Here is a 15,569-nt window from a genome sequence, read left to right as displayed (position 1 = left end):
GTCGGGTTTGGTGTGGGGCTTTTCGGGTTGTGGGTTGGTTGTTTGTTGAGAATTGCACAGTGGACGCGAGCATCTTTGTGGTCAAGTTGTCAAGGGCGAACGGTGAATGCCTTGGCACCAGGAGCCGATGAAGGACGTGGGAGGCCGCGATAGGCCTGGGGGAGCTGTCAACCAAGCTGTGATCCCAGGGTGTCCGAATGGGGAAACCTGGCACCAGTCATGTGGTGTCACCCACACCTGAACACATAGGGTGTGTGGAGGGAACGCGGGGAAGTGAAACATCTCAGTACCCGTAGGAAGAGAAAACAAATTTAGTGATTCCGTGAGTAGTGGCGAGCGAAAGCGGATTGAGGCTAAACCGGCTGCGTGTGATACCTGTCAGGGGTTGCGTGGTCGGGGTTGTGGGACCCTGCTGAGTGTACTGACATGCGCTCAAGGAGTTACAAAGTTGATGGCTAGTCGAACAGTCTGGAATGGCTGACCGTAGACGGTGAGAGTCCGGTAGGTGAAAGCTGTTGACCTTCTGTGGGTGTTCCCGAGTAGCGGCGGACCCCTGAAATCTGCCGTGAATCTGCCAGGACCACCTGGTAAGCCTAAATACTTCCTGGTGACCGATAGCGGACGAGTACCGTGAGGGAATGGTGAAAAGTACCCCGGGAGGGGAGTGAAATAGTACCTGAAACCGTTCGCCTACAATCCGTCGGAGCCTTGCGGGGTGACGGCGTGCCTTTTGAAGAATGAGCCTGCGAGTTAGTGGCATGTGGCGAGGTTAACCCGTGTGGGGGAGCCGTAGCGAAAGCGAGTCTGAATAGGGCGTTTTAGTCGCATGCTCTAGACCCGAAGCGGAGTGATCTAGCCATGGGCAGGCTGAAGCGCGGGTAAGACCGCGTGGAGGGCCGAACCCACCAACGTTGAAAAGTTGGGGGATGACCTGTGGTTAGGGGTGAAAGGCCAATCAAACTCCGTGATAGCTGGTTCTCCCCGAAATGCATTTAGGTGCAGCGTCGCGTGTTTCTTGCCGGAGGTAGAGCACTGGATGGTCTAGGGGGCCCACAAGCTTACCGAAATCAGCCAAACTCCGAATGCCGGTAAGTGAGAGCGCGGCAGTGAGACTGCGGGGGATAAGCTTCGTAGTCGAGAGGGAAACAGCCCAGATCACCAGCTAAGGCCCCTAAGCGTGTGCTAAGTGGAAAAGGATGTGGGGTCGCATAGACAACCAGGAGGTTGGCTTAGAAGCAGCCACCCTTTAAAGAGTGCGTAATAGCTCACTGGTCAAGTGGTTCCGCGCCGACAATGTAGCGGGGCTCAAGCACACCGCCGAAGCTGTGGCATTCACATTTTAACCTCGCTTGGACGTGATTCCTTGTGCAGGTGTGTGGATGGGTAGGGGAGCGTCGTGCCGGGGGTGAAGCAGCGGGGTGACCCAGTTGTGGACGCGGCACGAGTGAGAATGCAGGCATGAGTAGCGAAAGAAGGGTGAGAAACCCTTCCGCCGGATGACCAAGGGTTCCAGGGCCAGGCTAATCCGCCCTGGGTGAGTCGGGACCTAAGGCGAGGCCGAGAGGCGTAGTCGATGGACAACGGGTTGATATTCCCGTACCCGCGAAAGAGCGTCCCTGATGAACCTCGTTGTGCTAACCACCCAAACTGGCTGCGACCTTCGGGTCAAGGTTGGGGAGCGTGGGAACCTGGCGGGTAGTAGTCAAGCGATGGGGTGACGCAGGAAGGTAGCTGAGCCCGGCCGGTGGTTGTGCCGGGGTAAGCGTGTAGGCCGTGTCGTAGGCAAATCCGCGACGCATATGGGCTGAGACGTGATGCCGAGCCGATTCAGGTGAAGTCAGTGATCCTATGCTGCCGAGAAAAGCCTCTAGCGAGTTCTTAGCGGCCCGTACCCCAAACCGACACAGGTGGTCAGGTAGAGAATACCGAGGCGATCGGGCGAACTGTGGTTAAGGAACTCGGCAAATTGCCCCCGTAACTTAGGGAGAAGGGGGGCCGGAGACGTGAAGCCCCGCGCGGGTGGAGCGTTGTATGGCCGCAGAGAGCAGGGGGAAGCGACTGTTTACTAAAAACACAGGTCCATGCGAAGAAGTAATTCGATGTATATGGACTGACGCCTGCCCGGTGCTGGAACGTTAAGGGGACCTGTTAGCTCTTCGGGGCGAAGCGGAGAACTTAAGCGCCAGTAAACGGCGGTGGTAACTATAACCATCCTAAGGTAGCGAAATTCCTTGTCGGGTAAGTTCCGACCTGCACGAATGGCGTAACGACTTCCCCACTGTCTCAACCACAGGCCCGGCGAAATTGCAGTACGAGTAAAGATGCTCGTTACGCGCGGCAGGACGGAAAGACCCCGGGACCTTTACTATAGCTTGACATTGGTACTTGAGTTAGCTTGTGTAGGATAGGTGGGAGCCGGTGAAGTCCATACGCCAGTATGGGTGGAGGCAATCTTGAAATACCACTCTGGTTGATTTGGGTATCTAACTTCGGACCGTTATCCGGTTCAGGGACAGTGTCTGGTGGGTAGTTTAACTGGGGCGGTTGCCTCCTAAAGGGTAACGGAGGCGCCCAAAGGTTCCCTCAGCCTGGTTGGCAATCAGGTGTTGAGTGCAAGTACACAAGGGAGCTTGACTGTGAGACTGACAGGTCGAGCAGGGACGAAAGTCGGGACTAGTGATCCGGCACTTGCGAGTGGAAGCGGTGTCGCTCAACGGATAAAAGGTACCCCGGGGATAACAGGCTGATCTTCCCCAAGAGTCCATATCGACGGGATGGTTTGGCACCTCGATGTCGGCTCGTCGCATCCTGGGGCTGTAGCAGGTCCCAAGGGTTGGGCTGTTCGCCCATTAAAGCGGTACGCGAGCTGGGTTTAGAACGTCGTGAGACAGTTCGGTCCCTATCCGCCGTGCGCGTAGGATACTTGAGAAGGGCTGTCCCTAGTACGAGAGGACCGGGACGGACGAACCTCTGGTGTGCCAGTTGTCCTGCCAAGGGCACGGCTGGTTAGCTACGTTCGGAAGGGATAACCGCTGAAAGCATCTAAGCGGGAAGCCTGCTTCAAGATGAGGTATCCCACCCCACTTTGTGGGGGTAAGGCCCCCAGCTAGACGACTGGGTTGATAGGCCGGAAATGTAAGCCCGGTAACGGGTTCAGTTGACCGGTACTAATAGGCCGAGGACTTGACTACTAAGCTGCTACGCGTCCACTGTGCAACTCTGAACAAACACCCACCCGTGTTGGTGATGGTTGATATGTTCATAGAGTTACGGCGGTCATGGCGGAGGGGAAACGCCCGGTCACATTCCGAACCCGGAAGCTAAGCCCTCCAGCGCCGATGGTACTGCACTCGTGAGGGTGTGGGAGAGTAGGACACCGCCGGACAATCTTTCAGTCGAGGGCCGCCCCATCAGGGTCGGCCCTCGACTGCGTGGCGCCATTGGTGGCGCAATCAGGAAGGATGTACCTGTGAGTTCAGGACCGCAGGGCGGAGACCGTCCCCGTCGTAACGAGGACCGCACCGACGGCCCAGGTGGCCGCGACCGTGGAGCGCGCCGCGACGACCGGCCCCCGTACCGGGGAGACCGTGACAACGCCGGCGGCGCCCGTGGCGGCAACACCGGCGGCCGCGATGGCGGTGCCCGCAGTGGCGAGCGTCGTGAGGGCGGCTTCCGTGGCGGCGACCGTGACGGTGGCTTCCGTGGCGGTGACCGTGGTCGTTCCGGTCCGTCCCGTGAGGGTGGCTTCCGGGGTGGCGACCGCGATGGCGGTTTCCGTGGTGGCGACCGCCGTGAGGGTGGCTTCCGTGGTGGCGACCGCGATGGTGGTTTCCGTGGTGGGGACCGTCGTGAGGGCGGTTTCCGTGGTGGCGACCGTGACGGTGGTTTCCGTGGTGGCGACCGTCGTGAGGGTGGCTACCAGGGTGGTGGTGACCGTGGTCGTTCCGGTCCGCCCCGTGAGGGTGGCTTCCGGGGCGGTGACCGCGATGGTGGTTTCCGTGGTGGGGACCGTCGTGAGGGTGGCTACCAGGGTGGCGGTGACCGTGGTCGTTCCGGTCCGCCCCGTGAGGGTGGCTTCCGGGGCGGCGACCGCGACGGTGGTTTCCGTGGTGGAGAGCGTCGTGAGGGTGGCTTCCGTGGCGGTGACCGCGATGGTGGTTTCCGTGGTGGGGACCGTCGTGAGGGTGGCTACCAGGGCGGTGGTGACCGTGGTCGTTCCGGTCCGTCCCGTGAGGGTGGCTTCCGTGGCGGTGACCGCGAAGGCGGCTTCCGTGGTGGAGACCGCGAAGGCGGCTTCCGTGGTGGAGAGCGTCGCGAGGGTGGCTTCCGGGGCGGTGACCGCGATGGTGGTTTCCGTGGTGGGGACCGTCGTGAGGGCGGCTACCAGGGTGGCGGTGACCGTGGTCGTTCCGGTCCGCCCCGTGAGGGTGGCTTCCGCGGCGGCGACCGCGAAGGCGGCTTCCGTGGTGGAGAGCGTCGCGAGGGTGGCTTCCGTGGCGGCGACCGTGAGGGCGGCTTCCGTAGTGGCGAGCGTCGTGAGGGCGGCTACCAGGGTGGCGGTGACCGTGGTCGTTCCGGTCCGCCCCGTGAGGGTGGCTTCCGCGGCGGCGACCGCGACGGTGGTTTCCGTGGTGGCGACCGTCGCGAGGGTGGCTTCCGAGGCGGCGACCGTGAGGGCGGCTTCCGAGGCGGTGACCGCCGTGAGGGTGGTTCCCGCGACGCGACGCGCTCCGGCGGGCCGCGCGAGGGTGGCTTCCGAGGCGGTGACCGTGAGGGCGGTTTCCGTGGTGGCGACCGTCGTGAGGGTGGCTACCAGGGTGGCGGTGACCGTGGTCGTTCCGGTCCGTCCCGTGAGGGTGGCTTCCGGGGCGGTGAGCGCGGCGCCTCGCGTCCGGGCGAGTCGCGCGAGGGTGGCTTCCGGGGCGGCGACCGCGATGGCGGTTTCCGAGGTGGCGACCGCCGGCAGGGTGGCGCTCCCCGTGAGGGTGGTTACCGCGGTGGCGACCGTGACGGCGGCTTCCGGGCCGACGACCGGCCGCGTCGCGAGGACGACCACCGCCGCGACGAGCGTGGGACGGGCCCGGAGGCGTCCGAGGGTGGGCGCGGCGCGGCCCCGGCACTGCCGGACGACATCGTCGCGACCGACCTCGACAAGGACGTCCGTGCCGAGCTGCTCTCGCTGAACAAGCCGGTCGCCGAGACCGTGGCCCGACACCTGGTCGCCACCGGTCAGCTGATCGACGAGGACCCGGCCGAGGCGTTGGCCCACGCGCTGGCCGCTCGGCGGCTGGCGTCGCGGATCTCCGCTGTCCGCGAGGCGGTCGGCCTGGCCGCGTACCACGCGGGGGAGTGGCAGAGCGCGATCGCCGAGCTGCGGACGTACCACCGGATGACCGGTTTGCAGAGTCACCTCGCCGTGCTCGCCGACTGCGAGCGCGCGCTCGGCCGGCCGGAGCGGGCGATCGACCTGTACCGGGGCGCCGACCAGGAGAAGCTGGACCAGGCCGTCGCGATCGAGCTGCTGATCGTCGCCGCCGGAGCGCGGGGTGATCTCGGCCAGAAGGACGCCGCGGTCGCCATGCTCCAGGTGCCCGACCTGACCAGCGAGACGGCGGCGCCGTGGACGGCGCGACTCCGGTACGCGTACGCCGACGCGTTGCTCGCGGTGGGCCGTCGTGAGGAGGCCCGCGAGTGGTTCTCCCGCGCCGCCGACGTGGACACCGAGGGCGAGACCGACGCCGCGGAGCGGTTGCTCGAACTCGACGGCGTCGTCATCGAGGGCGACGAGGAGGACGAGACCGAGGAGATCGCCGCCGGACCGGGCACTCCGGGTGCCGTACCGGCTGAACCGGACACGGACCTGACCGCCGGTGACGACGACGACGAGGACGACCCCGACGACGACGAGGACTTCGAGGACGAGGACTTCGACGACGACGAGGAGGACGGCGTCACCGGCCGCCTGGCGCAGGACGCCGACCGGGTGGACGCCGAGGACGTCGACGGCGACGACGAGGACGTCGACGCTGACGACGTGCTCGCTCCGGAGAAGGACGACGCCTCCCCGGCCCTGACCACGCCCACCGACGACACTGGCCGTGTCGTGAGCGGCGACGCGACCGCCCCCGTCCGGGGCGACGAGTCGGAGTCGACGCAGCGGTGAGCGCGGACGCCGGGAAGCGGCTGATCGATGGGTACAGCCTGGTCGTCTTCGACCTGGACGGTGTGATCTACCTGATCGACCGGCCGATTCCCGGTGCCGTCGAGGCGGTGGCCCAACTGCACGCCGAGGGGCGGTCGGTGGCGTACGCCACCAACAACGCCTCACGTCGCTCCAGCGACGTCGCCGACCTGCTGACCGGGATGGGTGTGCCGGCGCGGCCGGAGGAGGTCCTCACCTCCGCCGCGGCGGCGGCCGAACTGCTCCGCGACCGGCTGCCGGCCGGCGCTCGGGTGCTGGTGGTCGGCGCGGAGGCGCTGCGCGCCGAGCTACGGGCGGTCGGACTGACCCCGGTCGGTCGCGCCGACGAGAAGCCGGCCGCGGTGGTGCAGGGCTACGGCCCGCAGGTCGGCTGGGCCGAGTTGGCCGAGGCGTCGCTCGCGGTCCGGGCCGGCGCGATCTGGGTCGCCACCAACACCGACCGCACGCTGCCCAGTGCCCGGGGCCCGCTGCCGGGCAACGGGTCACTGGTCGCGGTGCTGCGCACCGCGTTGGAGCGGGATCCGGACCTGGTGGTCGGTAAGCCGGAGTCGGCCCTGTTCGACACCGCCGCCCGGCGCGGCGACGGCGGGAAGGCACTTGTCGTCGGAGACCGGCTGGACACCGACATCGAGGGCGCCCGCCGCGCGGGGCTGGACAGTCTGCTCGTCCTCACCGGTGTCAGCGACGTACCCGAGCTGCTCGCGGCCGAGCCACGACGGCGGCCCACGTACGTCGCGCGGGACCTGGCAGGGCTCTTCGACCCGGCGGCGGCGGTGCGGGTCCCGGGCCCGACGGACGCTGGCGGCTGGTCTGTCACGGACCGCGACGGAACGTTGGAGCTGGCGGGGAACGGCCGGGCGCTGGACGCGCTGGCGGCCCTGTGCGCGGCGGCGTGGGCGGCCCCGACGCCGCCGGCGATCCGCCCGGCGGGCCCGGACGCGGCTGCGGCGCTGAAGAGCTTCGCGCTGCCCACCGACGCGTGAGGCCGACCACCGCGTGCGGCGGCCCGTTCGGTGTGGGACCGGCTGACGGCTGAGGCCAGCCCTCGCCACACCCGGGGGAGCGCGAACCTCTAGAGCAGCTTGCGCAGCTTCATCAGGTCGAACGGGTTGGCCTTGATCGACACCCGGCGGGAGGTGACCGCCTTGGTGACGTCCAGGTCGCCGCGGACCAGGGCGAGCAGGTCGTCGCTGGACGTGCTCAGCGCGATCTTGGCCTTCGGGTCGTCGCCGTCGGCCAGCTCGACCAGCCGGCCACCGCTGATCCGTCCGTGAAAAGCCGTGTCCAGGTCGGTGATGCGGCAGGCCAGCGTGCGTTCGAGGTCGATACGCTCGCGGACCGTCTCGGCGTTGCGGTCCAACCGGGCGGCCAGCTCCTGCAACGCCTGCCGGCACTCGTCCACGCTGGCCACATGTCCCCCTCGCCGATCGCCACGCCGTCCCCGGCACCGTACCGCACGGGACAGTCCGGGGTCCCCGGTAGCGTGACACCTGCAGACCCCGCCCGATGGAAGGACCATGGCATGCAGGACGCGTGGCGCGCCTACCTCGAACTGGCCCTGGGCCTGGCGGAGGCGCCCCGAAAGAAGGCGCAGGACGCGGTGCGTCGTGTGGTCGGCACGGGCGGGGCGACCGCCGCCCAGCTGCAGGCGCTCGGCGAGGAGTTGGTCAGCACCAGCGCCGCCAACCGGGAGGCGTTGACCAAGCTGGTCCGCTTCGAGGTCGACCGGGCCCTCGGCGCGGTCGGTCTGGCGACGGCCGACGAGGTGGCCGAGCTGACCCGACGGGTACGGGATCTGGAGCGGCAACTGCGCGAGGCGCGGGCCAACGAGTCACCAGCGACGACAGCCGGCGGTCCGTCCGCCGCCGAGCCCGCGCCGCAGCCCGATCCGACCCGCGCGGCGCCGCCCGGTGACGGCCTGGTGCCGTCGGACGGCCCCGCCGGAGCGCCCGTCGCCCAGCAGACCACCGCGCCCGTCGAGAAGGCCGCCGCGCCCGTCGCCAAGAAGGCGATCGCGAAGAAGGCCGTCGCGAAGAAGGCCATCGCCCGTAAGCCTCCCGCGACGATCAGCCGGACCGGCGACGATCAGTCCGCCGACCAGGACGACACCCCGACTCCGGCGGACATGCCGGCGAAGAAGGCCGTCCGTAAGCGCCGCCCGGATGGTGGGTCGTGACCGACGGCGCTCGTCCCGGCCCACCCGGGGGTTTCCGGCCCGGCCCGCCGCCGGCCGGCTCGTTCGCGGCCCGCCCGGGCCCGCCGGCCGGCGCCCGCCCGGGCCCGCCGCCCGACCTGGCGACCGGTGCCGACGACGCGGCGAGCCACCCGGCGGTCGAGGCGGCCGTGCGGGCCATGGACAACGCGGCGGCGCTCGCCCCGGCCGACCAGATCGCGCAGTACGAGGCGGCCTACGAGACGCTGCGCGAAACCCTCGCCACCATCGACCAGACCTGACCTGAGCAGGGCGAATCCGCCCGACAGACCGGAGAAACACCCATGGCACGTCGCAACCGGCTGGACGCCGAACTCGTCCGTCGCGGGCTGGCCCGCTCGCGTGAGCAGGCCGCCGCGCTGGTCGAGGCCGGCCGGGTCCACCTGCGCGGAGTGACCGCGCGCAAGGCCGCCGCGATGGTCGACCCCGCCGACCCGCTGCTGGTCACCGGCGAGGACCCGACCGAGGAGTACGTCTCCCGGGGCGGGCACAAGCTCGCCGGGGCCCTCGCCGCGTTCGGCGGGCTGCGCGTCGCCGGGCGGCGCTGCCTGGACGCGGGAGCCTCGACCGGGGGCTTCACCGACGTGCTGCTGCGCGCCGACGCCGCCGAGGTGGTGGCCGTGGACGTCGGCTACGGGCAGCTCGCCTGGTCCCTGCGGACCGACGAGCGCGTCCGGGTCCTGGAACGCACGAACGTCCGTACCCTCGTCGCGGACACGATCGGTGGGCCGGTCGACCTGACGGTGGCCGACCTGTCGTTCATCTCGTTGCGGCTGGTGCTGCCCGCGTTGGCCGGCTGCACCCGGGACGACGGCGACCTGGCCCTGATGGTGAAGCCGCAGTTCGAGGTGGGCAAGGAACGGGTCGGGGCCGGCGGCGTGGTCCGCGACCCGGCGTTGCGCGCCGAGGCGGTGCTCGACGTGGCCGCCGCGGCGGCCCAGCTCGGTCTCGGGCTGGCGGACGTGGCGGCCAGCCCGCTGCCGGGTCCCAGCGGCAACGTCGAGTTCTTCGTATGGTTGCGCCGGGGCGCGCCGGCGGCCGACCCGCAGCGGGTCCGGGCCGTGGTGGACGCCGGGCCGGACGGCACGACGACGGCCGGCGACGTGCCGGGCGTGGCGGCGGAGGAGGTCGCGGGGTGAAGGCTTACAGCGAGCGGCACACGACGGCGCGCGGGCGTGCCGGGGCGTGGCCGTCGGGCCGTGCGGTCGCGGACGGGCGGCCGGTCCGATGAGCCGCACGGCACTGCTGGTGACCCACACCGGTCGTCGGCGCAGCACCGAGCACGCCCGGTCGGTCGCCGCCGACCTCATCGCGGCGGGATTCGAGGTGCGGGTCGTCGCCGACGAGGCGGATGACCTCGACCTGCCCGGCGTCGTTCCGGTCGCGGGTCCGGAGGCCGCCGAGGGCGCCGAGATCGTCTTCGCGCTGGGCGGGGACGGCACCTTCCTGCGCGCGGCCGAGTTGGCCCGTCCGGCGAAGGCGCCACTGCTCGGCATCAACCTCGGCAAGGTGGGCTTCCTCGCCGAGGCGGAGATCAACGATCTCGACCACGCGGTCCGGGACGTCGTCGAGCGCAACTACACCGTGCACGAGCGGCTCACGCTCGACGTCACGGCCGAGTTCGACGGTGGCCCGACCATCGAGTCGTGGGCGCTCAACGAGATCAGCGTCGAGAAGGGCGAACGGGCGCAGATGCTCGAACTCCTCGTCGACGTGGACGGCCGTCCGCTGTCCCGCTACGGCTGCGACGGCGTGGTCTGCGCCACCCCCACCGGCTCCACCGCGTACGCGTTCTCCGGCGGCGGTCCGGTGGTCTGGCCGGAGGTGGAGGCCCTGCTGCTGGTGCCGATCAGCGCGCACGCGTTGTTCAGCCGGCCCCTGGTCACCGCCCCCACCTCGACGTTCGTCATCACCGTCGACCCGTTCACGACCCTCGCCGTGCTCGCCTGCGACGGCCGCCGGGTCTACGACCTGCCGCCCGGTGCCCGGGTGACGGTGCGTCGAGGCACCCTGCCGGTGCGCATCGTGCGGCTGCGTGCCCGTCCGTTCACCGACCGGCTGGTCGCCAAGTTCGGCCTGCCGGTGCACGGCTGGCGGGGCAGCCGCCGGTGACGGTGGCACACACCCTCGGTGTCCGGCGGTTGTCCACCTGACGACATGTCGCCGCTGCGGCGGCGAGAGGCTAGTGACCTGGTTGTGCGCTGCGTCGCAGACTCCCATCGGTCCTCATCCACGGATGTCGGGCCCGAAGGAGTGAAGGAGCGCATCGCATGCACTGGTCCCCTCGCTGGCTCAGCGCCGGCGCGGTCGGCGCGTTGGTGGTCGGCCTCGCCGCGCCGGCATCCGCCGAGCCGTCCGTCCGGCCCACCGGCCCGAGCCGGGGCGCGTCCGCCCCGGTCGTCGCGCCCGTCCGCATCACCCTCATCACCGGCGACCAGGTCGAACTGTCGCCGGCCGCGCCGGGTCGGGTCGCCGCCACCGTACGCCCGGGGCCCGGGCGGGAGCGGATCATCTTCCAGACCCTGGAGGTCGACGGCGGGCTGCGGGTCCTGCCCAGCGACGTCGCGCCCTACATCTCCAGTGGCGTCCTCGACGCCAACCTGTTCGACGTGCAGGAGTTGGCCGCCGACGGCTACGGCGACGCGGCGCAGGGCGCGCTGCCGCTGATCGTGCGCTACCAGCAGCCGTCCGCCGGCCGGGTCCGGCCGCTCGGCGGCGTCACCGACGCCCGGCCCCTGCCGAGCATCAACGGGGCCGCGCTGCGGGTCGGCAAGGCTGACCTGGGTGGCTTGTGGACCACGCTCGCCGGCTCGCCGACGGCCCGGACCACGACCGCCGCGCCCCGGCTGGGCGGCGGCGTCGCCCACGTCTGGTTGGACGGTCGGGTGCGCCCGACGTTGGAGCACAGCGTCCCGCAGATCGGCGCTCCGGCGGCCTGGGCGGCCGGCCGCGACGGCAGTGGCGTGAAGGTGGCGGTGCTCGACACCGGTGTCGACGCCACCCACCCCGACCTGGCCGGCCGGATCGCCGAGGAGCGGGACTTCTCCGGCAGCGGCAGCGCCCGGGACGGTCACGGCCACGGCACCCACGTCGCCGCCACCATCGCGGGCAGCGGTGCGGCGTCGGCCGGGCTGCGCAAGGGTGTCGCCCCGGGCGCGCGGCTGCTGGTCGGCAAGGTGCTCGACGACAGCGGCGCCGGCTACGACTCGGCCATCATCGCCGGCATGGAGTGGGCCGCCCACTCCGGGGCGAAGGTCGTCAGCATGAGCCTCGGCGGCGGCCCGACCGACGGCACCGACCCGATGAGCCAGGCGGTGAACGACCTGACCGCCGAGACGGGCGCGCTGTTCGTGATCGCCGCCGGCAACTCGGGCCAGGCGCGGAGCGTCAACGCGCCCGGCGCGGCCACGGCGGCGCTCACCGTCGGCGCGGTCGACCGCGACGACAACCTGGCGGACTTCTCCAGCCGGGGACCGCGGGTGGGCGACAACGGCATCAAGCCCGAGATCACCGCGCCGGGCGTGGGCATCGTCGCCGCGCGGGCCGCCGGCACCACAATGGGTACGCCGGTAGACGAGGCCTACACGGCGGCGTCCGGGACCTCGATGGCCACGCCGCACGTGGCGGGCGCGGCGGCGATCCTCGCCCAGGACCACCCGGACTGGAACGCCGGCGCGCTCAAGGACGCGCTGGTCAGCACCACGAAGGCGAACCCGGAGCTGACCGTCTTCGAGCAGGGCGGTGGTCGGGTCGACGTGGCGCGGGCGCTCACGCAACGGGTGTACGCGTCGGCCACCGCCGACTTCGGCCGGGTCACCACCGGCGGACCGGTGGCCGAGCGCAGTGTGACGTACACCAATGGCACCTCCGTGGCGCGGACCCTGCGCCTGGCCCTGGAGCTGCGCAACCTGGACACCGGTGCGGCCGAGACCGACGGCGTCGCCGTCGGCGCGGGCGAGGTGACCGTGCCGGCGGGCGGCAGCGTGGCGGTGCCGCTGCGGGCGGACCCGGCGAAGCTGGCCCGGGGCCCGCACGGGGGCGCTCTGGTGGCGACCGGCGCGGACGGCGTCGCCGTGCGTACCCCGGTGGGCCTCAGCGTCAGCGGGCCGCAGCACGACGTCACGATCAAGGTGCTGGGCCGGCAGGGTCAGCCGACCCTCTCGCCCGCCCTGACCCTCTTCGGTGAGCAGCCCGAGTCGGACTACTGGGGCTGGTGGCCGGAGGAGGGCACCCTGCGGGTCGAGGAGGGCACCTATCTGCTGACCGCGCTCATCGAGCACGGCGCTCCCCTGGACGAGCAGTTGACCCAGGCCGTCGAACCCGAGCTGAACGTCGACCGGGACCTGACGGTCGTGCTCGACGCCCGCAGGGGCACGCCGGTACGCGTCGAGACGCCGAAGCCCAGCGAGCAGCGGGCCACCCTCAGCTTCTACGTGCACCGGGTGCTGGGCAACGGACGGCAGATCGACCACGGCGTCATGGCGTACAGCGCCGTCCAGCAGGTCAACGTCACGCCGACGCGTCCCGTGCGCCAGGGTGAGTTCGAGTTCGCCTCCCGCTGGCAGCTCGTCGCGCCCATGGTGGACGCCCGGGTCACCGGTGTGTCCGCGCCGTCGGACATCAACCTGCTGGGCTCGTCCCCGGCGCCGACCGGGCGACGGAAGCTGCCACTGGTCTGGGCGGGCACCGGCACGCCCGGCGAGCTGGCCCGGGTGCGGGGCGCGGCGGTGTTGCTCACCACCGATGAGAACCGCAGCGAGGAGGAGCAGGTGGCCGGCGCGGCGGCGGCCGGCGCGGCGGCGGTGCTGATCGTCCGCCCCGAGGACCAGAGCGCGTGGACGGTCTGGCGTCCCGAGGGGGAGCGGCTCGGTGTCCCGGCGATGGTCGTGGCGTACGACGACGGGCAGCGACTCGTCGCGGCGGCGCGCACTCGTCGCGCGACGCTGGACCTCACGCTGACCGTGGACAGCCCCTACCTGTACGACGTGTGGCAGGTGTCGAAGGGGCGGGTGCCGGAGCGCATCGTGCACACGGTGACCGCGAAGAACACCGCCGAGGTGACCGCGCGCTACGGCGACACGGGCGCGGGTTGGGCCACCGAGGAGCGGTTCGGCTGGCGTCCGTGGCAGGAGTACGCCTGGAACGACGACCAGCGCCTGGTCCACAACGGCACCACCCGGCAGGAGTTCGTCAGCGCCGGTGACAACTGGTGGCAGCACCGGGTGCTGCACAAGCAGATGTTCATGCAGTGGGGGCAGTTGACCGGCGGGCTCACCCAGGAGCCCCGGCGGTACGCCGCCGACGACCGCGAGACCGAGTCCTGGCACGCTCCGGTGGTCCGTCCGGCCGTGCCGGCGACCGGCGTGCCGGTGCCGACCCGCGAGGGCGACGTCCTCGACGTGCGGGTGCCCGAGTTCGTCGACGCCGACGGGCACTACAGCGTGGCGGGCGACAGCGAGGAGTCGGACGACGTCGAGGCCCGTCTCAGCCGGGACGGGCGGCAGATCGCCGACCTGTCCGACGGCTGGGCGCCGGTGCCGACCACGGCGGGTGCGGCCCGTTACCGCCTCGACGTGACGACGCGGCGGGCCTCGGACGGGTGGCGCTACGGCACCCGGACGGACACGGCCTGGCAGTTCACCTCGGCCCGCCCGGCGGGTGGGGCGGCGACGCCGCTGTCGCTGCTGCAGGTGGACTACCGGGTGCCGGCCGACCTGTCCGGCGCCGTGCCCGGCAACCGCCCGCACCAGGTGGGGCTGACCCTGCGCCAGCCCGCCGGAGTGTCCGCTCCGAAGGGCGCCAGCGTGACCGTGCAGGTCTCCTTCGACGAGGGTGTCACCTGGCGGTCCGTACCGACCCACGGGTCGGGTGTCCGCTACACGGCGACGGTGCCGGCCGGACGCGGAACGGTGTCGCTGCGGGTGCACGCCGCCGACCGGGCCGGGAACACCGTCGACCAGACGGTGCTGCGGGCGTACGGGCTGCGCTGATCGCCGAACCGGCCGGGCCCACCGTCGTGTCGATGGTCGGCCCGGCCGCGTCGTCAGAGCCAGCCGCGCCGGGCGACCTGGAACGCCAGCCCGGGACGCGTGTCGACACCGGCGGCGTCCATCAGGTCGGCGAGGCGGCGCTGCACCGTCCGGCGACTCACCCCGAGTTGGGAGGCGATGGACTTGTCCGGTACGCCGGCCACGAACAGCGAGAGCAGCCGGGCCTCGTCGGCGTCGGGCCGGTAGCCGTCGGCCGGACGGGCGTCGCCGGTGTCGCGGCGGTGCTCGGTCGTCGCGCCGGCCAGCGGATCGTCGAGTCGCAGCCGGGTGGCGACCCGCCAGTGACTCTCGAAGAGGGCGAGCAGCGCGTCGAGCAGTTGGCTGCGGCCGATCACCGCGGCGCTCGGCTCGCCGCCGGCCCGGTCGGGCACCAGCGGGCAGATGGCGGTACGCGCGTCCACGATGGCCAGTCGGACCGGCAGGCGGTCCAGCACGCGGGCCTGCTCACCGGCGGCGACCCCCTTGGCCAGGTCGGCCAGCGCGCCCGGTTCCAGCAGCAGGTCCCGCTCGTAGATGGCGCGGTAGCTCACCCCGCGGGCGAGGGCGTCGAACTCCTCGACGTTCTCCGGGCCGGCCATCGCGAGGGGGTTGGCGCGGCAGAACCACAGCACCTCCTCGCGGGCCGAGTTCTGCAGGTCGCGCAGTCGGTCGCGGAGCGTCCGTCCGCCGCGGATCACCTCGACCAGGTGGTCGACGTGGTGGCGGCGCAGGCCGGCGCGGTACTCCTCGGCGAGTTGGGTGACCCGGTGGCGGGCGGCCTCCAGGTCCTCCTGGCGGCGCAGCAGCGTGGCGCCGAGGGCGACGTCCGGCGCGGTCGGACGCAGCGGGCCGTCCGGGTCGTTCTCGGTGGGCTGCACGAGACCCTTGGCCCGTAACGCCTCGATCTGCTCGACGACCTGCGCCCGGGGCCGTCCCAGCCGGCCGGCCAGCTCGTCGACGCGAGCCGTGGTGAGCTGGAGCAGGCAGCGGTACAGCTCCTCCTCGGCGGGGGTCAGGCCGATCACGTCCAACACGGGGCAAGACTGTACGTCGGGGAGGTCACGGCCGCAGCGCGGCCCGGTCGTGGGGCCCGTCGGCTGGTCAACTGTCGGCCCTCGCGTCTACT

General features: G+C 70.7%; 10 protein-coding genes and 2 rRNA genes. 9 read left to right on the top strand and 3 right to left on the bottom strand.

Going from position 1 to position 15,569, the window contains the following annotated elements:
* Positions 1-79 precede the first annotated feature (79 nt).
* Positions 80-3,191, top strand: a 23S ribosomal RNA gene (locus tag ACIA3K_RS17850).
* 77 nt (positions 3,192-3,268) lie between these two features.
* A 5S ribosomal RNA gene (gene rrf, locus ACIA3K_RS17845) occupies positions 3,269-3,385 on the top strand.
* Between the two features lie 90 nt (positions 3,386-3,475).
* On the opposite strand, the gene ACIA3K_RS17840 is transcribed toward rrf, so the two are convergent.
* On the bottom strand, positions 3,476-5,215 hold the full coding sequence (locus tag ACIA3K_RS17840; RefSeq protein ID WP_396802267.1) for a hypothetical protein: 1,740 nt from the start codon (positions 5,213-5,215) through the stop codon (positions 3,476-3,478).
* Between ACIA3K_RS17840 and ACIA3K_RS17835 the strand changes: the two genes are divergently transcribed.
* Together ACIA3K_RS17835 and ACIA3K_RS17830 are read left to right on the top strand one after the other, a co-directional pair.
* On the top strand, positions 5,204-6,163 hold the full coding sequence (locus ACIA3K_RS17835; protein WP_396802265.1) for a tetratricopeptide repeat protein: 960 nt from the start codon (positions 5,204-5,206) through the stop codon (positions 6,161-6,163). The genes ACIA3K_RS17840 and ACIA3K_RS17835 overlap by 12 nt on opposite strands.
* Complete coding sequence (locus tag ACIA3K_RS17830; protein WP_396802264.1) at positions 6,160-7,185, top strand: HAD-IIA family hydrolase; 1,026 nt, start codon at positions 6,160-6,162, stop codon at positions 7,183-7,185. The genes ACIA3K_RS17835 and ACIA3K_RS17830 overlap by 4 nt, the downstream gene beginning before the upstream one ends.
* 89 nt (positions 7,186-7,274) lie before the next feature.
* On the opposite strand, the gene ACIA3K_RS17825 is transcribed toward ACIA3K_RS17830, so the two are convergent.
* Entirely contained in the window at positions 7,275-7,613 is a 339-nt protein-coding gene (locus ACIA3K_RS17825) for an SCP2 sterol-binding domain-containing protein (protein WP_355050207.1), read from the bottom strand.
* A gap of 111 nt (positions 7,614-7,724) precedes the next feature.
* On the opposite strand from ACIA3K_RS17825, the gene ACIA3K_RS17820 reads away from it, so the two are divergent.
* From ACIA3K_RS17820 to ACIA3K_RS17800, 5 genes are all read left to right on the top strand, one after another.
* Positions 7,725-8,378, top strand: coding sequence for a hypothetical protein (locus tag ACIA3K_RS17820; protein ID WP_396802263.1), 654 nt, complete (start codon positions 7,725-7,727; stop codon positions 8,376-8,378).
* Complete coding sequence (locus tag ACIA3K_RS17815; protein WP_396802262.1) at positions 8,375-8,656, top strand: hypothetical protein; 282 nt, start codon at positions 8,375-8,377, stop codon at positions 8,654-8,656. The genes ACIA3K_RS17820 and ACIA3K_RS17815 overlap by 4 nt, the downstream gene beginning before the upstream one ends.
* Before the next feature lie 42 nt (positions 8,657-8,698).
* Positions 8,699-9,553, top strand: a complete 855-nt coding sequence (locus tag ACIA3K_RS17810; protein WP_396802260.1) for a TlyA family RNA methyltransferase — start codon at positions 8,699-8,701, stop codon at positions 9,551-9,553.
* Positions 9,554-9,641: 88 nt separating this feature from the next.
* Positions 9,642-10,526, top strand: coding sequence for an NAD kinase (locus tag ACIA3K_RS17805; RefSeq protein ID WP_396802258.1), 885 nt, complete (start codon positions 9,642-9,644; stop codon positions 10,524-10,526).
* A 158-nt stretch (positions 10,527-10,684) separates the two neighbouring features.
* A complete protein-coding gene (locus tag ACIA3K_RS17800) occupies positions 10,685-14,404 on the top strand; it encodes a S8 family serine peptidase (protein WP_396802257.1) in 3,720 nt (1,239 codons plus the stop codon).
* Between the two features lie 53 nt (positions 14,405-14,457).
* Here the strand turns inward: ACIA3K_RS17800 and ACIA3K_RS17795 are convergent, their stop codons facing one another.
* Complete coding sequence (locus ACIA3K_RS17795) at positions 14,458-15,477, bottom strand: helix-turn-helix domain-containing protein (RefSeq protein WP_396802255.1); 1,020 nt, start codon at positions 15,475-15,477, stop codon at positions 14,458-14,460.
* Positions 15,478-15,569 lie beyond the last annotated feature (92 nt).

The sequence above is a fragment of the Micromonospora sp. NPDC051543 genome, from assembly GCF_044454415.1.
Lineage (GTDB): Bacteria > Actinomycetota > Actinomycetes > Mycobacteriales > Micromonosporaceae > Micromonospora.
The sequence above is the reverse complement of the archived record's forward strand: the minus strand, read 5'-3'. Positions and strand labels throughout refer to the sequence as shown.